Annotated in this window: 16 protein-coding genes; 5 read left to right on the forward strand and 11 right to left on the reverse strand. The window is 63.9% G+C overall.

The genetic code is table 11. The annotated features are described in order from the left end of the window. Positions 1 to 249: 249 nt before the first annotated feature. From FYJ44_RS08260 to FYJ44_RS08290, 7 genes are all read right to left on the reverse strand, one after another. A complete protein-coding gene (locus FYJ44_RS08260) occupies positions 250 to 1323 on the reverse strand; it encodes a 4Fe-4S dicluster domain-containing protein (RefSeq protein ID WP_154511065.1) in 1074 nt (357 codons plus the stop codon). Then, positions 1320 to 2768 carry a hydrogenase iron-sulfur subunit gene (locus FYJ44_RS08265; RefSeq protein WP_154511066.1) on the reverse strand — a complete coding sequence of 483 codons (1449 nt, stop codon included), beginning with the start codon at positions 2766 to 2768 and terminating at the stop codon, positions 1320 to 1322. Before FYJ44_RS08265 ends, FYJ44_RS08260 begins: the two co-directional genes overlap by 4 nt. Continuing rightward, positions 2756 to 4717, reverse strand: a complete 1962-nt coding sequence (locus FYJ44_RS08270) for a CoB--CoM heterodisulfide reductase iron-sulfur subunit A family protein (protein ID WP_154511067.1) — start codon at positions 4715 to 4717, stop codon at positions 2756 to 2758. The genes FYJ44_RS08265 and FYJ44_RS08270 overlap by 13 nt, the downstream gene beginning before the upstream one ends. Beyond that, complete coding sequence (locus FYJ44_RS08275) at positions 4717 to 5607, reverse strand: CoB--CoM heterodisulfide reductase iron-sulfur subunit B family protein (protein WP_154511068.1); 891 nt, start codon at positions 5605 to 5607, stop codon at positions 4717 to 4719. Before FYJ44_RS08275 ends, FYJ44_RS08270 begins: the two co-directional genes overlap by 1 nt. Continuing rightward, positions 5604 to 6188, reverse strand: a complete 585-nt coding sequence (locus FYJ44_RS08280; RefSeq protein ID WP_154511069.1) for a 4Fe-4S dicluster domain-containing protein — start codon at positions 6186 to 6188, stop codon at positions 5604 to 5606. The genes FYJ44_RS08275 and FYJ44_RS08280 overlap by 4 nt, the downstream gene beginning before the upstream one ends. 152 nt (positions 6189 to 6340) lie before the next feature. Beyond that, positions 6341 to 6772 (reverse strand): type II 3-dehydroquinate dehydratase, encoded by a 432-nt coding sequence (gene aroQ, locus FYJ44_RS08285; RefSeq protein WP_154511070.1) that lies wholly within the window; start codon positions 6770 to 6772, stop codon positions 6341 to 6343. Positions 6773 to 6797: 25 nt separating this feature from the next. Further along, positions 6798 to 7703: a shikimate dehydrogenase family protein gene (locus FYJ44_RS08290; protein ID WP_154511165.1), complete on the reverse strand. Its 906-nt coding sequence runs from the start codon at positions 7701 to 7703 to the stop codon at positions 6798 to 6800. Between FYJ44_RS08290 and FYJ44_RS08295 the strand changes: the two genes are divergently transcribed. Together FYJ44_RS08295 and FYJ44_RS08300 are read left to right on the forward strand one after the other, a co-directional pair. Continuing rightward, entirely contained in the window at positions 7704 to 8018 is a 315-nt protein-coding gene (locus FYJ44_RS08295) for a hypothetical protein (RefSeq protein ID WP_154511071.1), read from the forward strand. It begins immediately after the preceding gene. 424 nt (positions 8019 to 8442) lie between these two features. Further along, complete coding sequence (locus FYJ44_RS08300) at positions 8443 to 9654, forward strand: DUF805 domain-containing protein (protein ID WP_154511072.1); 1212 nt, start codon at positions 8443 to 8445, stop codon at positions 9652 to 9654. Positions 9655 to 9690: 36 nt separating this feature from the next. On the opposite strand, the gene FYJ44_RS08305 is transcribed toward FYJ44_RS08300, so the two are convergent. From FYJ44_RS08305 to FYJ44_RS08315, 3 genes are all read right to left on the reverse strand, one after another. Beyond that, a complete protein-coding gene (locus FYJ44_RS08305; RefSeq protein ID WP_288230461.1) occupies positions 9691 to 11205 on the reverse strand; it encodes a flagellar hook protein FlgE in 1515 nt (504 codons plus the stop codon). Positions 11206 to 11499: 294 nt separating this feature from the next. Further along, positions 11500 to 11955, reverse strand: a complete 456-nt coding sequence (locus FYJ44_RS08310; protein WP_154511073.1) for a rhodanese-like domain-containing protein — start codon at positions 11953 to 11955, stop codon at positions 11500 to 11502. Positions 11956 to 11965: 10 nt separating this feature from the next. After that, positions 11966 to 13156 carry a pyridoxal phosphate-dependent aminotransferase gene (locus FYJ44_RS08315; RefSeq protein WP_154511074.1) on the reverse strand — a complete coding sequence of 397 codons (1191 nt, stop codon included), beginning with the start codon at positions 13154 to 13156 and terminating at the stop codon, positions 11966 to 11968. A gap of 89 nt (positions 13157 to 13245) precedes the next feature. Between FYJ44_RS08315 and FYJ44_RS08320 the strand changes: the two genes are divergently transcribed. Next, positions 13246 to 13674, forward strand: a complete 429-nt coding sequence (locus tag FYJ44_RS08320) for a YbhB/YbcL family Raf kinase inhibitor-like protein (protein ID WP_154511075.1) — start codon at positions 13246 to 13248, stop codon at positions 13672 to 13674. 276 nt (positions 13675 to 13950) lie between these two features. On the opposite strand, the gene FYJ44_RS08325 is transcribed toward FYJ44_RS08320, so the two are convergent. Further along, positions 13951 to 15699: a carboxyvinyltransferase gene (locus FYJ44_RS08325; RefSeq protein WP_154511076.1), complete on the reverse strand. Its 1749-nt coding sequence runs from the start codon at positions 15697 to 15699 to the stop codon at positions 13951 to 13953. A gap of 411 nt (positions 15700 to 16110) precedes the next feature. Between FYJ44_RS08325 and aprB the strand changes: the two genes are divergently transcribed. After that, on the forward strand, positions 16111 to 16599 hold the full coding sequence (gene aprB, locus FYJ44_RS08330) for an adenylyl-sulfate reductase subunit beta (protein ID WP_154511077.1): 489 nt from the start codon (positions 16111 to 16113) through the stop codon (positions 16597 to 16599). Between the two features lie 37 nt (positions 16600 to 16636). Next, positions 16637 to 18625, forward strand: a complete 1989-nt coding sequence (gene aprA / locus FYJ44_RS08335; protein WP_154511078.1) for an adenylyl-sulfate reductase subunit alpha — start codon at positions 16637 to 16639, stop codon at positions 18623 to 18625. Positions 18626 to 18740 lie beyond the last annotated feature (115 nt).

Genomic DNA, 18740 nt, shown 5'->3' on the forward strand with positions numbered 1-18740 from the left:
GCCTTCTTCCCGAATCACGGGAGCGTGCTCCTCATGCGCCACAAGCTCCGCGTCCGGGCGCACGGCCGGTGAAACCGCCTGGGCGGCCGCGGGCACTTCGGCGGCCCGGGGCTTGGGCGCAACGTCCTTTTTGGGCGCTGCGGCCTTGGGAGCTTGCTTGGGCGCGGTTTGGGGAGCGGCCTTGGGGGCCGCCTTGGATGCGGTTTTGGCTTTGCCGGAAGTTTTCTTGGTAGCCATGCGTCAGCTCCTCTACTCGGCGGTGGCCTGGTCTGCGTTGAGCGCGGCGAGCACTATGGCGCGGATGTCCAGGCAAACGGGACAGTTGCTGATGCAGCGGCCGCAGCCGTTGCAGGAGAACGCCCCCCAGTTTTCAGGATAGGTGGAGAACTTGTGCGACACGCGGTTGCGCATGCGGAAAGCCTTGAGCATGCGCGGGTTGTGGCCGCTGGCCTCGCGGGTGAACAACGAGGACATGCAGTTGTCCCAGCTGCGCAGGCGGCGTCCGCCTTTTTCGCTCAGGCCCTCGCCTTCGTCCGTGATGCTGAAGCAGTAACAGGTGGGGCAGAAGTAGGTGCAGGCCCCGCAGGACAGGCAGCGGTCGGTCCAGCTCTGCCAGAACTCCGTGTCGGTGAACAGGGCCGCCAGTTTTTCCGGCGCGCCCTTGATGTTCGGCGCGGGTTCCAGCGTGGCCCAGGCGGCCTTGCGCGCCGCTTCGGCCAGGGGGAACTGTTCCGCGCCGTCGGGCAGGCTGGAGGCCGCCAGCAGTTCCTCGCCCTTGGGCGTCACGGCCTGGAGCACGTAGCCGCCTTCCACTTCGGTCATCAGCACGTCCGACCCCTCGGGGGAAGAGGGGCCGCCGCCCACCCAGTGGCAGAAACAGGTGTTGCAGCCGCTGGGGCAGGTGATGGTGACCACCGTGAGCGCCTCGCGCCGGGCTTTGTAATAGGGGTCGGCAAAGGGGCCTTCCAGATAGGGCCGGTCCAGCACGGAAAAGCCGCGCGCGTCGCAGGGGCGGCAGGCAAAGACCACCGTGGGCTGGACCTCAATGCCGTCGTCCAGGCTCATGGTCACGCGCTCGGGATTTTCCGGGTCCTTGCTCTTTTTATAGCGCACCAGGGTTTCACACTGGGGCAGCACCGCGGCCTTGGGCGGCACGGTGGCTTTTTCCAGGGTGAAGGGCATGCCCTGGCTCCACGGCTCGAAGACCACGGAGCGCTTGTTGGCCGGTTTTTCCACCGGTACAAGCACGCGCCGGCCGTTTTGCGAGAGGAAGGCCAGAAGGCCGGGCAGGCCGTCGGATGTGACAAAGCGGGTCATGCTCATTTCCAGTCCCTCTCATGGATGTTCTTTTCTTCCAGTTCATAGCCCAGCAGCGGCGGCACGGCGGCCGGGTCAAGACCGGCCTTGTAGTCGTCAAAGAGCTGCCCCACGGCGCGGGCGATCTGCTGGCGCATGGCCAGAATCGGAATGCCCACCGGGCAGGCCCGCTGGCATTCGCCGCAGCCCGTGCAGCGCCCGGCCAGATGCAGGGCGTGAATGGTCTGGAAAAAGAGTTTCTCGCGCGTGCTGTCCTCCTGGCTCATCCAGTGCGGGTCGCGGCTGTCGGAGACGCAGAAGTCGCGGCAGACGCACATGGGACAGGCGTTGCGGCAGGCGTAGCAGCGCAGGCAGCGCTCCATCTGGCCGCGCCAGAAGGCCATGCGCTCCTCAAGGCTCATGGAATCCAGCAGGGCCAACTCCGGCGGAGTGTAGGCGCCGGGTTCCACCTTGACCGGCTCGCCCGCGCGGGTGTCGGCCAGCACGGCCATGGGCGTGGTGCAGCCGTAGCATTTGCCCTGAGCGCAGTCGGTCATGCAGAAGCGGTGTTCCTTGCCGTCGGCCGTGATGGTCACCCCGGCCTCGTCATAGGTCACGCTGTCGATTTTGCTGTAGCGGCCGAGCTCCTGATTGACCCGGGCCATGTCCAGCGTGCCTTCGCAGGGCAGAGCGAAGATGGTCACGTCCTCGCGTTTGATCAGGTCTTCCTGCAGCAGCTCCACCACCGAGCGCGAATCGCAGCCTTTGACCACGATGCCCACCTTCTTGCCCTTGAAGGAGGGCAGATAGACGGCGGGATTGTTGACGTTGAACGGACCCCAGACCAGTTTGTCCACGTCTTCCGGGGTCTTCATGAACAGGGGCACGGTGTGCGCGCCGTCATAGCCCTGCTGCCAGCCGATGACGCAGTCCAGTTCCGGCAGTTTGGCCTTGATGGCTTCCTTGAGCTGGTCCAGGGCGGCATTCTGGCCGGTGCCCAGGGGACGCAGGGAGGTCAGGGCCATGTCCGCGATTTTCAGCAGGGGCTCGGCGTCCTCCAGGCGGGGCGCGGGGCCCAGCTTGTGGATGCGGTCGGTGAAGACCGTGACCACCTGCTGCCAGCGCTGGCCTTCGGAGGCCGAAACCCAGGTATACTCGAAGCGCCGGTCGTCGATGCCCAGCACGGGCAGAAACTGTTTGAGCACTTCCAGGCGGCGGCGGGCGTAAAAGTTGCCCGCGGCGTAGTGGCAGTCGCGCGGGTGACAGCCGGAAACCAGCACGCCGTCCGCGCCGTTGAGCAGGGCCTTGACGATAAAGAGCGGGTCAATGCGGCCCGAGCAGGGCACGCGGATAATCCGCAGGTCCGTGGGCTGCCCGGCGCGGGCGACCCCGGCCGTGTCGGCGCCGCCGTAGGAGCACCAGTTGCAGAGAAAACCCACAATCCGCAGTTCTTTGCCTTTCAGCACTGGCATAGCGCGTTCACCTCCGCAAGAATCTGGTTGTCGGTGGCGTGTGAGAGCTGGATGGCGCCCTGCGGGCAGGTGGCCGTGCACAGGCCGCAGCCCTGGCAGACAGTCTCAATGACCTGGGCCTTGCCTTCGCCCCGGATTTCCACTTCCTTGATGGCCCCGAAGGGGCAGCAGCGGATGCACTTGCCGCAGTTCACGCAGCGGCGGATGTCCACCTGGGCGATCTGCGGATCGCTCTCCAGTTTGTCGCGGGCGAAGAGCGCCAGCACCTTGGCCGCCGCCGCCGAGCCCTGCGCCACGGAGGCCGGGATGTCCTTGGCCCCCTGGCAGACGCCGGCCAGGAATACGCCGGCGGTATTGGTCTCCACGGGCTTGAGCTTCACATGGCTTTCCATGAAGAAGCCGTAGTGATCGTAGGAGATGCGCAGCTTTTCGGCCAGTTGGGGCGAGCCTTTGCTGGCTTCGATGCCCACGGCCAGAACCACCAGGTCGGCCCTGATCTCCACGGGCTCGCCCAGCAGGGTGTCCACGCCCATGACCACATACTGGCCGTTGCCGTCGGGATAGATGCTTGAAACGCGGCCGCGGATGTATTCCGTGCCGTATTCCTCCATGGCCCGGCGGGTGAACTCGTCGTACATCTTGCCCGGCGCGCGGATGTCCATATAAAAGACGTAAGACTGGGACGTGGGGATGTGGTCCTTGGTCAGCACGGCCTGTTTGGCCGTGTACATGCAGCAGAAGCCCGAGCAGTAGGGACGGCCGATGGACCTGTCGCGCGAGCCCACGCACTGGATGAAGACCACCTTTTGCGGTTCGCGGCCGTCCGAGGGGCGCACGATGTGCCCGCCCGTGGGGCCGGAGGCCGACAAAAGGCGCTCGTACTGGAGCGAGGTGATCACGTCGGGGTATCTGCCGCCGCCGTATTCCTCGTACACGGTCCAGTCCATGAGGTCGTAGCCCGTGGCCGCCACGATGGAACCCACTTCCTCGGTGACGATCTCATCCTGCATGTCGTACTGGATGGCGCCCGTGGGGCAGACCTTGGAGCAGACCCCGCACTTGCCCTTGACGAACTGGCGGCAGTGCGCGGCGTTGATGACCGCCTTCTTGGGGATGGCCTGGGGGAAGGCGATGGTGATGGCCGTGGTGGGGCCGGTGAATTCATTGAAGGCGTCCGGCGTCTTCTTGCTGGGGCATTTTTCGGTGCAGGCCCCGCAGCCGGTGCATTTGCTCCAGTCCACGTAGGCGGCCTTCTTGCGGATCTTCACCGTGAAGTTGCCCACATAGCCCGAGATGTCCTCCACTTCCGAGTAGGCGTAGAGGGTGATGTTGGGGTGCTGGGCCACATCCACCATCTTGGGGCCCAGGATGCAGGCCGAGCAGTCCACGGTGGGGAAGGTCTTGTCCAGCTTGGCCATCTTGCCGCCGATGGTGGCCTCGCGTTCCACCAGCACCACGGGCACGCCGCCGTCGGCGCAGTCCAGCGCGGCCTGGATGCCCGCCACGCCGCCGCCGATGACCAGCACCTTCTTGGTCACGTCAAAGGACTTGGCCACCAGGGGTTTGTCGTTGCGCAGCTTTTCCACGGCCAGGCGCACCAGTTCGGCGGCCTTGTTGGTGTTGGCTTCCTTGTCCTTGCCGATCCAGGAGACGTGCTCGCGGATGTTGGCCATCTCGAACATGTAGCGGTTGAGTCCGGCCCGTTCCACGGTGCGGCGGAAAGTGGGCTCGTGCATGCGGGGCGTACAGGAGGCCACCACCACGCCGTCCAGCTTGTGCTCGTGGATGGCCGCCTCAATGGCGGCCTGGCCCGGCTCGGCGCAGGTGTACATGGGGTCGTCGGCGTAAACCACGTCCGGGAAGCCGCGGGCGATTTCAGCCACTTTCGCGCAGTCCACGGTGCCGCCGATGTTGCTGCCGCAATGGCAGATAAAGACGCCTATTCTCATTATCTGTCTCCTTCGCCGGCCTGCGCGCCGTCAATCTTGCGCAGCAGTTCGTCGGCGCTGACGCGGAGTTTTTCAAGCCCGAGATGCTCGGGCGCGATGCCGAAGGCCAGGCCCATCATCTGCGTGAAGTAAAGCACGGGCATGCGGAAGAAGGCGTCAGCCTCCTTGGCGGCCTGTTTCTGGCGCAGGTCAAGATTCATCTGGCAGAGCGGACAGGCCACCACAATGGCGTCCACGCCCATCTGCGTGGCCAGCTCCAGAATGCGGCCCGAATTGCGCGCGGTCATGGCCCGTTCCGGGATGCCGAAGGACGCGCCGCAGCAGACGGTCTTGAGCGGAAAATCCACCATTTCCGCGCCGCAGGCGGAAAGCAGGCTTTCCATGAGCGTGGGGTTTTCCGGATCGCCGAAGTCCATGATTTCGGGCGGGCGGCTCATCAGACAGCCGTAATAGGCGGCCAGCTTGATGCCTTTGAGGCTCTTTTTCACCTGCGCGGCAATGGCCTCGGCGTCGTAAACCCGGGCGATGCCCTGCATCACCGAGGTGACCTCGGGAAACTGCGCCGCCGGGGTGTCCAGCAATTCGTCCACGCGCGCGCGGAACGCCGGATCTTCCATGCGCTTGGCCGCGTGACGCAGGTTGGAAAGACAGCTGGGACAGGGCGTCAGCACGGTTTCGGCCTGCTGGCGGGCCGCGATGTCCAGGTTGCGCACGCAGAGCGCGGCGGAAAGCTCGGTATCCACGGCGTGGGCCGGGGTGGAACCGCAGCAGTTCCAGCCCGGCAGTTCCTCAAGGTAGAGGCCCAGAGCCGCGCACACGGCCTGAGTGGATTTTTCGTAATCCGCCGAGGAGCCTTTGGCCGAGCAGCCGGGATAGTAGGAAAACTTCATGGCCGCACCCCCTCGCGTTTGGCGCGCTCCTTATAGCGCTGCATGATCCGGGCTACGGCGTCGGCCCCGCCGCCGGGAATGACGTGGGGCTTGAAGCCCAGCTTTTTCTTTTTCAGCGCCTCGGGCGCGAGGTCCAGATCCGTGAACAGGCGCATGGAGCGCATCATGTACAGCGCCATGGTGCCGATTTCGTAGGTGCGGCCGAAGGCGCGCACGGTGTCGAGGAAGGAGAACCAGAATTTTTCCACCTTGGGCACGGTCACCCGGCCTTCCTTGCGGGCCATGTGGCGCAGGGTCTCCATGACCGCCGCCACGTCGATATTGTTGGGGCAGCGCAGGGAACAGGTGGAACAGGACAGGCACATCCAGATGGAGCGCGAATTAAGCACCTCGTCTTTCAGGCCGAGCTGCACGCCGCGCATGATCTGGTTGACCTGCCGGTCGTAGACAAAGCCTGCCGGACAGCCGGCGGTGCAATTGCCGCACTGGTAGCAGGTGGACACGTTTTGGCCGCTTTGCGCCTCCACTTCCGCCGTAAAGGCGGCGTCGCGCATCCGGCTCAGGTTGATGGCGTCGTTCATGACAACTCTCTGGTTAGAAGCTGAAGGACAGGAGCGGATGAAAGTCAAATTTTTTTGTATCTACAGGAGAAGATAGTAAAAATCTAGGTGCTGACGGGAGAAAGTCAAATATAAAATCTTTTCTTTCACAACCTCCTGGTATCACGTGTGTTTTACGCCATACCGCAGGCGGCTCGCAGGCCCAGAAGATAGCTGTTCACGCCGAATCCCGCGATGCTGCCCGCGCAGACCGGGGCCAGCACGGAGTTGTGCCGGAAGGCTTCGCGCGCGTGCACGTTGGACATGTGCACCTCCACCACGGGCACGGCCAGAATGGCCAGAGCGTCCGCGATGGCGTAGCTGTAGTGGGTCCAGGCTCCGGCGTTGATGACCACGGCCTGGATGTCTTCCTCCGGGACGCGGTGGATGCGCTCCACCATCTCCCCTTCGTGGTTGGTCTGAAAGGTGACGAGGCCCGCGCCCAGCTCCCGGGCCAGGTCCGCCAGGGCCGCGTCGATGTCCGTGAGCGTGGCCGTGCCGTAATGGGCCGGATCGCGCTTGCCGAACATGTTCAGATTGACGCCGTGCAGGATCAGAATGTTCATGGTGTATCCGTCGTGTGACTATGCGTCATCGCGCGCCGTAGAGCGCCTTTTCCAGGTTTTGCCGGGCTTCGGGGGGCAGGGACCTGCCGGTCCAGAGCCGGAACTGGGCGTCGCCTTGGCCGAAAAACATGTCCAGGCCCGTGACGCAACGCCGCCCGGCCCGCCGCGCCTCGCGCAGAAAACGGGTTTCCAGCGGATTATACACAATGTCGTAGGCTATGCCGGCCGTATCAGCATAGGCCTTTCCGTCGGCCGCGTTTGTCGTGTCCGCGACATGGGCGGTGGCGGACAGGCTGAAGTCGTAGGGGCTTTCGCCCTCATGCTTGCCGCGCATGCCCAGAGGCGTGGTGTTGATGATCAGCCCGGCGGGCACGTCGTGGCGCTGCTCCCAGGGCACGGGCGTAAAACCGAAGCGTTCGGCCAGGGGCAGATGACTGCGGTTGGAAGGCGTGGTCACAAAGACCTTGCGGCAGCGCCGCAGGCGCAGTCCGGCGGCCACGGCGTGGGCGGCGCCGCCCGCGCCCAGCAGCAGGGCGTCCGTGTTTTCCAGGGGCGCGTCCGCCAGGGGCGTCAGAAAGCCGCTCACGTCGGTATTGTCGCCGCAGAGGGTTTGGCCGTCCCAATAGATGGTGTTGGCCGCCCCGGCCAGTTCCGCCTGCTCGCTGATCCGGTCCAGCAGGGGCAGCAGGGCCATTTTGTGCGGTATGGTCACCGAACAGCCCCGGATGCCCAGCAGGCGCACGCTGTCCACAAAGGCGGGCAGGCGTTCCGGCGGCACTTCCCAGCGTAGATAGACCGCCGGAATGTCCAGGGTCTGAAAGCCGGTGTTGTGCAGCAGGGGGGAAAGGCTCTGGGCCAGAGGCCAGCCGGTCACGCCGTAGAGGTCGGCGGGCAGAAAGAGTTTCGGCGCATAGCGCGGTATGGAGTGCATTTGTTCACGATAGCCCATCGCGCTTTTGCGGGCAAGAAGGCTCCAGACGCGCAAGCCGGGGCGGGCGCGGCTGATTTCAGTTTTGCCGGTCTGTTATTTGTCGTGATTATCCGTCCCAGCCTGTTAGGCGCCGGCGGCGTCATCCGGCGCTGTTTGCTGCTCACGTGCCTGAGTACATCTCTGCTCTCGATGCCCGTAAGTCGCCAACGGCACAGCCCTTGGGCCGCCTTCCGCTCGGTCTCCGCGCAAAAAGCGCCATTTTTTTTGCCCGCGCCGGAAAATCTTGCTTCAGCCGTTGCGACGCAGGAGCTTTAGCCGTAGGTGAGCTTGTGAGCCGTACGGATAAAGACAGCAATTGGTTACGCGAAATTATGTCCAGGGAAGTCACTGTCGCTGTCCGTAGCGATGCTGTTTTGTTCCGTAACAAGGCTTCGCCGTGAACGGCTCAAACAAGCCGCCGGCGCGACAACGGCCGGCGCAGTATTCTCCCGACATCAGCCGTCCGCCTGGGCTTCGTTACGGCGGAGAAAAGTGGCTTTGCCCTTTTTTGTCCGTCTCTCGAGCTACCGGGTCAATAAAATAAGATTTTTCGATACGCCTGCCCTGGGGCGCGCAGATCGGGACAGCGGCAAAATATGCCGGGGCGGCCCACGGCGTTGCCGAAGGCGGCAGCGGCGTGTATCGTGGCAGAGTCGCCCGCGCCCGCGCGCCGCTGGGACATAGTTAGCCGGAGGTGAGTATGGGGTTCTTTACCGCCGTCAAAGTCTGCCTGACCACAAAATACGCCGATTTCCAGAGCCGGGCCGGCCGTTCCGAATTCTGGTGGTTTCTGCTCTTCTGCGTGCTGGTCGAGGGAGCTTTCCGGCTGGCTTTGTTTCTCGGCAGGGATTCGTGGGGGTGCGCATTTGCTCTCCGTCTGGCGCATGCCCCGGTATTCCTTCTTTTACTGCTGCCCGCCTGGGGCGCGCAGATCCGCCGTCTGCATGATACGGGCCGCAGCGGAGCCTGGTTTTGGGGGATGCTCATCTCTTCGGCCGTCGGCGGGGCGGCGTTCTGGCTGGTCTGGATGTTCTGGACGGGAATCCCGTTGCGCGCGGGTTTTCTGCTGAATCTCGAGCTTCCGCGTTTGCTGCTGATCGTGGTGCAAAACGCCGCAAAACAGGCGCAGATCTTTTTTCAAACTCCTCTGGACGCCCTCTGGGGGCTCTATGGCGTCGATCCGCACCGGTTCAATTTTCATCCTGAGTTGGCACGGCTGGCCGTGAGCCTGCCGGCCGTAATCGGCCTGGGAGTCTGCCTGATGCGCAAGGGCACAAACGCCGCCAACCGTTACGGACCGGCGCCGGGCGCGCCGGATTCCGCGGGCGCGCCCGCGCCCCGCGCGGGCATGGACTTTCCCACGGCGCTCAAAAGCTGCGTGCTGCGCAACTACGTCGGCTTTCGCGGTCGCGCCTGTCGCGCCGAATACTGGTATTTCGCCCTGGGCCAGCTTATTTTCGTCTCTCTGTGCTTTTCACTGTACACGCCGCCGCGCGTTTTCCGCCTGCTGGCAAGCAAAAACCCGGACCTCTTTTCCTCCCCGTTCATGGTCTTTTTGCGTTTTGCCGCCGACCAGCCTTTTCTGCTGGCGGGCATCGCGCTGCTGCCCCTGTTGCTGCCGGGCCTGGCAGTCCTGGTGCGCCGTCTGCATGATGCCGGTCACAGCGGCGGCTGGGTGGCGGGCTATGCGCTCGTGCAGTTCTTTTCCGGCTTTGCGGCGGAACATAGCCTGATGCGCGGTGATCCCGGCATCCCGCTTTTTTTGCTGCTGGTGAACTGCGTGTATACTTTGGTCCTGCTCCGGATGACCTTGCAACGGGGCGTGCGGGGGGCCAACCTTTACGGGCCGGACCCTCTCGCGGCCGCCGGAGAAACGGCGCAGCCGGCGTCCGGAATTCCCGGCACGGCGTGAAAGTTCGCGCGGACGGCGATGTAATAAGGGCTGAGCCTAGCGCTTCAGCTCCATGGCCTTCTGGAGCATCTGGTCCGCCGTGGTCACCACCTTGCTGTTGGACTGGAAACCGCGCTGGGTGATGATCATGTTGACCATTTCCGTGGCCATATCCACGTTGGATTCTTCAATATTATAGGCGTTCACGGCGCCGTAGTTTTCAGTGCCGGCCACGCCCATGTCCATCTGGCCGGCGTCGTCCGTGGCGGAAAAAAGATTGCCGCCCTCGCGGCGCAGGCCGTCCTCACTGGTGAAGCGGCAGATCGGAATCTGCCAGAGGTTCTGATCCTGGCTGTTGGAATAGCGGCCCACCACCGTGCCGTCGGTTCCGATGCTGATGGCGCTCAGAACGCCTTCGGCATAGCCGTCCTGCTTGTAGGCGCCGGTGGGCGAGGAACTGTTGTAGGCCGTGGTGGCGTCTTTAGCGCGCACGGCGTCCGCCCCCATGGAGGGCAGCTTGCTCTGGTCCGTGCCCACATCCGCCGCCGAAGCCGGAGCGTTCTGCCAGCCTCCGGCGGCGCTGACGCCGAAGTTCACGGCCATGGTCGCGCCGTCCAGGGTAAGCTGGGGCAGGCCGTCCTTCAGTTCGGCGGGTTGCCAGTCGGCCAGATTTTTGCTGCCTTCCACTGTGGGCGTGAAAGCGGACATGCCCGTCAGGCGGCCCGAAGCGTCGAATTGCAGCACGCCGCTCATCAACAGGCCGTCGCCCGGCGAAGGCGGGATGACGTTGCCGTCCGCATCGGTCTTGCCCGCGGCGGAAGCCCCGGCGGCGATGAGAAATTCGATCATGGAACCTGACGTGCTGTCGGGCGCGCCGTCGAAATAGGCCGTGACCGTACGCGCGTTGCCTTCGGCGTCATAGAGGGTCATGCCCTGGGCGTAACTGTATGAACCGCTGGAAAGCGGCTTGGCGGCCGTGGCATTGTAGAGGCCCAGCAGGCCGAAATAGGGGTTGTCCGCGTTTACGGCATTGTCCTGGCCCGAGTTCAGATTCATGGTCAGGTCCACCCGTGCCGTTCCCTTGCCCGGCATGGTGCCGAATTTGTCGATCTTGACTTCCTGCAGGTCGCCCAGGCTGCCGTCCTCATTATACTTGTAGCCGTTGAGGGCTAGGCCAGTGGGGGTGCGCCAGACGCCCTCATTGTCCGGACGGAAGTCGCCCGCCCGGGTGTAGTAGAGGCTCACGCCGTCAGTCACCTGGAAAAAGCCCTTGCCGTTGATGGCCATGTCCGTGACCGTATTGCTGGACTCCATGGGCCCCTGCTTGAAAATGGTGCGCACCGAGTCCACCTGTACGCCCTTGCCGGTCTGGCCCAGGGCCACGCGTGAGTTCTCCTGGTTGTTCCACCATTCGCCCATACCGGCCTGGCTCGTGGAGATCAGGTCGGAGAACAGGATGCCCTGCTGCTTATAGCCGATGGTGCTGACATTGGCCAGATTGTTGCTGGTCACCTGCATGCCCTGGCTCAGGCCCTTCATGCCGGTGGCGCCGATGTACAGTGCCGAGTTCACGCTGCTGCCTCCTGGAACGGGTTAACTTTAAGAATTGGCACTCTTAAAGTTACCTTGCCCGTAAAAAACGGGCGAAGAGGAAAAATCTTCCTCCCCGCCCCCTATGAAGCAGTATCCGTGCCAACGACACAGGGGCGGCCTCTCAAAAGCGTCTTTTGCCCCCTGGACTGTGTCAGAAGCCGTTCGCGGCCCGGGTCTGTACCGGAAGAGTGCTATCCCCGGCCCGCGAACGGCTTTTTTCTTGCCAGGAAACAAAATTCATCTTAGAGACAGCCCCTGGCGTTTGCGCGCTGTCTATTTTTCCAGGGGCAGACCGGCTTTTTCCCAGGCCTCAATACCCTGGTTCATGTGCAGGATGTTTTTGACCCCGACCTGTTCCAGCGCCTCGGCGGCTCCGGCGGAGCGCTGCCCCGTGCGGCAGTAGAGCAGCACAGGATGATCCTTGGGCAGGGCCGCCGCGTCCAGATCGAAACGGCCGCCGAAGAAGTCCATATTGCGCGCGCCGGGCAGGTGTCCCTGCCGGAATTCGCCGGGCGTGCGCACGTCCAGAATCAACAGTCCCGCGGGCGGGGACTGGAGCAGAGCCGCCGCTTCCCGCGCGCTGATGTCCTTGGCCTGGGCCGCGCACGGCCAGGCATAAAGCAGGGCGCAGAACACGGCGCAGAACACGGCGCGGACCAACGGACGCCGGGCCGCCGGGATGCGGCGCGCAACGGCGGCGACGAGAGACGGGAAAGGATGCCGAATCATGCCCGCTTCCTTATTTGACGGCCGCGCGGGCTTTGGCAAAGCCGTCGGCGGCGTTGCGGATCACGCTTTCGTCCACGCAGAACGCCAGGCGGAAATAGCCGGGGCAGCCGAAGCCCGAGCCGGGCACGGCCAGCACGCGTTCCTCCAGCAGCTGGTTCACAAAGGCCACGTCATCGCCGCCCGGGGCCTTGGGGAAGAAGTAGAACGCGCCCGCGGGCATCTGGAAATCATAGCCCGCCTCGCGCAGCACTTCGGCCATGGCCTTGCGCCGGGCCGCGTACACGGAGAGGTCCACCTGGCTGCCCAGGGCTTTGGCCATGATGTGCTGGCCGATGACCGGCGGATTGACAAAACCCAGAATGCGGTTGGTCAGGGTCAGACCGGCCATGAGCTCGGCTTTTTCCGGCAGCCGGGGCGAGAGGGCCACATAGCCCACCCGCTCGCCGGGCAGGGAGAGGTTTTTGGAAAAGGAGCTGATGGCCACGGCATAGGGATAGAGGGGCAGCACCGAGGGCACTTCCGCGCCGTCGTACGCCAGGAAGCGGTAAGGCTCGTCAGCCACCAGCCAGATGGGCCGCCCGTATTCCTGGCTTTTGTTTTCCAGAAGGTCGGCAAGCGCGATGAGTTCCTTGCGGCTGTAGATCACGCCCGTGGGATTGTGCGGGGAGTTGATCAGCACCACACGCGTCTTTTTGCTGATGGCCTCCTCCAGCGCCTTGAGATCCGGGGCAAAGGTGTCCTTCCGGCTCATGACGGCCTTGAACGTGCCGCCGTGGTTGGCGACGTAGAAGCCGTATTCCACAAAGTAGGGGGCGAAACTGATCATTTCCTCGCCGGGATTGAGCACGGCGCGCAAAAAAGCGTTCAGCCCGCCCGCCGCGCCGCAGCTCAGCAGCACGTCGTCGGCCGTGAGCTTGACGCCCTGTTCGGTGCTGAGGTGTGCGGCCAGTTTTTCGCGCAGCCAGGGAAAGCCGCCGTTGGGCATGTAGCCGAAGGCGAAGGGTTCGCCCGCGTGTTCGGCGAAATCGCGCAGCCCTTCGGCCACGGCGGGCGGCGCGGGCAGGTCGGGATTGCCCAGGCTGAAGTCATAGACGTTCTCCGCGCCGAAGCGCGCCTTGAGCTGGCCGCCCGCCTCGAACATGCGGCGGATCCATGAAGCGTTGCCCAGGTATCCGGTTACGCTGTCGGCAAGAATTGACATAAACGACTCCTGATGGTTGTTGTCTTCGCCATGACTATTGGTTATAGCTTTGTCGAGCTAGAGAATGCAATCTCCACTGGAGGCTCTGAATGCGTCTGAATGTCTTCGCAAAAACGGCGCGGCTTTTTATGCCCGCGCTTTTCGCCGCCCTGCTGCTGCCCGCCTGCGCCGCCAAAGAGGTCGAGGAAGAGCAGGGCATGTCCATTGCCGTCACCCTGCGCGACGTGCATCGCTGTTCGCGCATCTCTCCTGAAATTCTCGTCACCGACATGCCCGCCGGCACGGAGTCTTTTGACGTGCGCCTGGTGGAGTACGGCGACGAGGAGCGTTTCTTCGGCGGCGGCACCTGGGCCAACGACGGTTCGGGCGTCATCCCCGAGGGCGGCCTGACCCGCCATTACCGCGGCCCCTGCCCCCCGGCGGGCGAGAGCCGGGACTACGCCTTTGTCGTTTCGGCCATGAGCAAGGACAATATCCAGCCCCTGGCCGTGCGGCTCTATCGTTTTACTCAGGAATAAACGCCGCGTCCATGCCTTTCGCAACAAGGAGCCCCGCCCGGTCCATAACCGTGCGGGGCTTTTGCTTTGCGTAACTTTCCAGGCCGGTTCGCGGAATATTACGGGATTGCCGGCCATGGTCAGACCGCCCGGCAACGTAGAGCAGATTAATGTTATATTCAAATTTGAAGACGCCCACTTTGGCGCGTACCAGCGCAAATAACCTGCGCTTACGCCTTTGTGGCGGGCGTCTGCTCTCACAGCCGCCGGAGCAAGGTTAAGATAAACCTGTTCTAATTATTCTTCTTCCTTGAGTTCCGGCGGCACGGCCACGGCAGTGGTGATGATCCGCCGCCGCGCGGGAGCCGCCGTTGTCTTTTCGTTCCCGGCCGGTTTTTTGGCCGCCGGTTCGGGCAGGGCGTTGTACAGGGTCCAGAAGGCCGGGAACAGGCCGGTCATAATGCCGGGGTTGCCCAGGCGGAAACCCTGGTTGCGCGTGTCGCGCGCGCAGGCGGCCAGGGCCAGGGCCAGAGCCCAGACCGGGGAGGGGGCGTTCCAGGCCTGCGCGGCATTTTGCTGGAGGGTCGCTTGTTCTGTTTTGCACAAGCGGCCTTCAGCAGTCCGCTCCAGACCCACAGTGTGAAGAAAACTGGTCACTTCGCTCATGTCTGCGCCCGGCAGTTCGGGCAGGCTTGCCTCACCGCCGCGCAAGGCCGCGCAGGCGGCCAGAGCCACAGGCAGAGGAGCCCAATCTGTGGGCAGTCCGGCCAGAAGCCCGGCGGGCAGGGCAGCCAGCGAAGCGCGTTTCAGAGGCGCGGCGGCATGGGCGCATACCGTGCCTTCCGGCCTGCCCTCGCCGGGCTGTTCGCGGCGCAGATCCAGGCCCAGCGCCTGGAGCAGTTCCCAGGCGGCCTGGGCTCCCGGCCATTGCGGCCAGCCGCCGTCCAGACGGGTCTCGCCGGAAAGAACCAGGGGCAGGGCCAGCAGAAAGACGGCCAGTTCCGGCTCCAGAGGCAGCCGGGGCCGAGCGGGCAGGCGGAGGGGACCGGGCGCGACCCGCACGCGGCCCTCCGTCACGCTGATATCCGCGTCCGCGGCGCGCAGAATGGGCAGCACACGGGCCAAAATCAGCTGCTGTTGCGGGTGGGCGGCCAGATCCAGCGTCAGGGCGCGTTCATAAAAGGGTGCGGCCAGCAGAATGCCTTCGGCCAGTTCCGCCGGCACGTCGGCGGGCAGGGCCGCCGCGTCCGGCAGAATCCCGGAGCATTCCAGACGCGCGGGCAGGCCGTCGCTTTTGGGCACCACATGCACGAGCCGCGCGCCCAGATTGGGCAGAAAACGCCGGACGGCGGAGAAATCCGCCAGTTTGAGGCTTGTTTCGCCGGTGAACTTGGCCCGTGAGGGGCGGCCCAGATAATGGCCCAGAAGCAGGAAGAAATTCCAGGCGCTGTCGCCCACGTGCAGCACCTTGTCCGGCGCGCCTACGGGCGCCGTCTCGCGGGCGGTGACGCCGTCCTCTTCGCGGTTAAGACCCGCGCCGAGCTGGTTGAGCGCCTTCACGCAGTCCACGATGGGGTCGTTCATCAGGCAGGGCTCAATGCGCAACGCCTGGCCCGAAGCCGCGGCCAGCATGAGCCAGGCGCGCGTGGCCCGACAGGCCAGGGGCGCGGACATGGCCAGGCGCACGGGCCTGAGGGCCGGGGCCAGGTTGAAGGCCGGGCGGCGTTCCGCTCCGGCGGCCTGCCCGTCCTCGCCGCCTTCGCCTTCCTCGCGCTGGGCGCTGGGACGGGGCAGAAATTCCACTTCCTGCATCAATGAAAAAAAGCGGCCCGAGAGGCGGGCGTCGCGGCTCACGCGGGAGACGGCGGCCTCCCAGGATTCGCGCAGGGCCTTTTCCTCGGCCGGTTCCAGGAAGCCCTTGCTGTTGTGCATGCGCGCCAAAAGATTATGGCGGCGCAGCAACAGGCGCAGGATATCGCGGTCAATGTCGCTGACCACCTCCCGCAAAGGGCGGCGGGGGCGGGTGTCGTGGGATTGCTCGGTCATGCTCTGTCCTCTGCGGGAAATGCGTGCGGCGGGTTTTTGTCTGCGCAAGCCTGTTAGCCCGAAACGCGCCCGCTGGCAAGCGGCGGGGGGCCGCCCGGCGGCGTTCACGCGCGTGTTTTTGCCGCCGAACCGGGAAAAAAATGACGGGGGGCTTTACGCGGCCTCTTTTTCCGAATATGCTCCAGGCATTGGAAATCCAAGCTTTCCGGGAGACGGGCTTGTAAAGAACCCGCGAAATTTTGCAAAAGGGGCTTGACGCAAACCGCACTCGCTTGTTACTAAATGCGCAAGCCATGCGCCCCCACTATTTTTCGAGGCGCGCGACTAATCTGGCGTGCCGGCAAGGGGCGCGCACGCCTCGCCGAGGGCTTGGCGGAATGTTTTTAACACTTTAAGAGTTGGAGGATACGTATGCCGACGTTTGTCGATCCGTCCAAATGCGACGGCTGCAAGGGTGGCGAAAAGACGGCCTGCATGTACATTTGCCCCAACGACCTGATGATCCTCGATCCCGAGGAAATGAAGGCCTACAACCAGGAACCCGACGCTTGCTGGGAATGCTATTCCTGCGTGAAAATCTGCCCGCAGGGCGCCATTACGGCCCGTCCCTACGCGGACTTCGCGCCCATGGGCGGCACCTGTATCCCCATGCGTTCGGCCGACTCCATCATGTGGACGGTCAAGTTCCGCAACGGCAGCGTGAAACGCTTCAAGTTCCCCATTCGCACCACGCCTGAAGGCTCCATCAAGCCCTTCGAAGGCCATCCCGAAGGCGCCAACCTGGAAGATGAACTGCTGTTCACCGAACAGGCTCTGGCCACTCCGAAGGAAGTCCTGGGCAAGAAGTTCGACGTGTCCGAAGCCGACAAGGTCTTCACCTGCATGGAACACGGTCGTTAAGCCGCTTCAACCGCTAGTGCGATAAGGAGAAACGATTATGCCGATGATTCCCGTTAAGGAAGCGAACAAGGGCGTAGCCATCAGCGAACCCGAAGTGAAAGAACATGCGGTTGACCTGCTCATCGTGGGCGGCGGCATGGGCGCTTGCGGCGTCGCTTATGAAGCCGTGCGCTGGGGCGACAAACACGGCCTCAAAATCATGCTCTGCGACAAAGCCGCGCTGGAACGCTCCGGCGCCGTCGCGCAGGGCCTCTCCGCCATCAACACCTATCTGGGCGAGAACAGCGCCGACGATTACGTGCGCATGGTCCGCACCGACCTCATGGGCCTGGTGCGCGAAGACCTGATCTTCGACGTGGGCCGTCACGTGGACGACTCCGTGCATCTGTTCGAAGACTGGGGCCTGCCCTGCTGGATCAAAGCCGACGACGGCCACAATCTGAACGGCGCCGCCGCCAAGGCCGCCGGCAAGTCCCTGCGCAAGGGCGACAAGCCCGTGCGTTCCGGCCGCTGGCAGATCATGATCAACGGCGAGTCCTACAAGTGCATCGTGGCCGAAGCGGCCAAGAACGCCCTGGGCGAAGACCGGATCATGGAACGCATCTTCATCGTGAAGCTGCTGCTCGACAAAAATACCCCCAACCGCATCGCGGGCGCCGTGGGCTTCAACCTGCGCGCCAACGAAGTGCACATCTTTAAAGCCAACGCCATCATGGTGGCCGCCGGCGGCGCGGTGAACGTGTACCGCCCCCGCTCCACCGGTGAAGGCATGGGCCGCGCCTGGTATCCCGTGTGGAACGCCGGTTCCACCTACACCATGTGCGCTCAGGTCGGCGCCGAAATGACCATGATGGAAAACCGCTTCGTGCCCGCCCGCTTCAAGGACGGTTACGGCCCGGTGGGCGCGTGGTTCCTGCTGTTCAAGGCCAAGGCCACCAACTCCAAGGGTGAAGACTACTGCGCCACCAACAAGGCCATGCTGAAGCCCTACGAGGACCGCGGCTACGCCAAGGGCAACGTCATCCCCACCTGCCTGCGTAACCACATGATGCTGCGTGAAATGCGCGAAGGCCGCGGCCCCATCTACATGGACACCAAGACCGCCCTGCTGAACACCTTCGCCAGCCTGAACGAAGAAGAGCAGAAAGACCTTGAGTCCGAAGCCTGGGAAGACTTCCTCGACATGTGCGTGGGCCAGGCCAACCTGTGGGCCTGCACCAACACCGCTCCTGAAGAACGCGGCTCCGAAATCATGCCCACCGAGCCTTACCTGCTCGGCTCGCACTCGGGCTGCTGCGGCATCTGGGTGTCCGGCCCGGACGAAGCCTGGGTGCCCGAGGACTACAAGGTCAAAGCTTCCAACGGTAAGGTCTACAACCGCATGACCACCGTGGAAGGCCTGTTCACCTGCGCCGACGGCGTGGGCGCTTCCGGCCACAAGTTCTCCTCCGGTTCGCATGCCGAAGGCCGCATCGCCGGCAAGCAGATGGTGCGCTGGTGCCTGGACCACAAGGACTACACTCCCGACTTCAAGGAATCGGCCGACGAACTGAGGAAGCTGATCTATCGCCCGTACTACAACTACGTGGAAGGCAAAGACGCTTCCACCGATCCCGTGGTGAACCCGAACTACATCTCGCCCAAGAACTTCATGATGCGCCTCATCAAGTGCACTGATGAATACGGCGGCGGCGTGGGCACCTACTACACCACCTCCCAGGCGCTGCTCGACACGGGCTTCCATCTGCTGAGCATGATGGAAGAAGACTCCCAGAAGCTGGCCGCCCGCGACCTGCACGAACTGCTGCGCTGCTGGGAAAACTACCATCGCCTCTGGACCGTGCGTCTGCACATGCAGCACATCGCCTTCCGTGAGGAATCCCGTTACCCCGGCTTCTACTATCGTGCCGACTTCATGGGTCTGGACGACAGCAAGTGGAAGTGCTTCGTGAACTCCAAGTACGATCCCGCCACCGGCGAGACCAAGATCTTCAAGAAGCCCTACCATCAGATCATCCCCGACTAGTCGGCGGTATTGACCATCAGGGGGCGGCCCTCGGGCCGCCCCCGCCCCTTGCCGGTGATCCGGCGCGCGGGGCCGTTATGGAAAGCGGTTCGCGCGGGTTCCGTGGCGCGGCTTG

Source organism: Desulfovibrio porci (assembly GCF_009696265.1).
GTDB lineage: Bacteria > Desulfobacterota > Desulfovibrionia > Desulfovibrionales > Desulfovibrionaceae > Desulfovibrio > Desulfovibrio porci.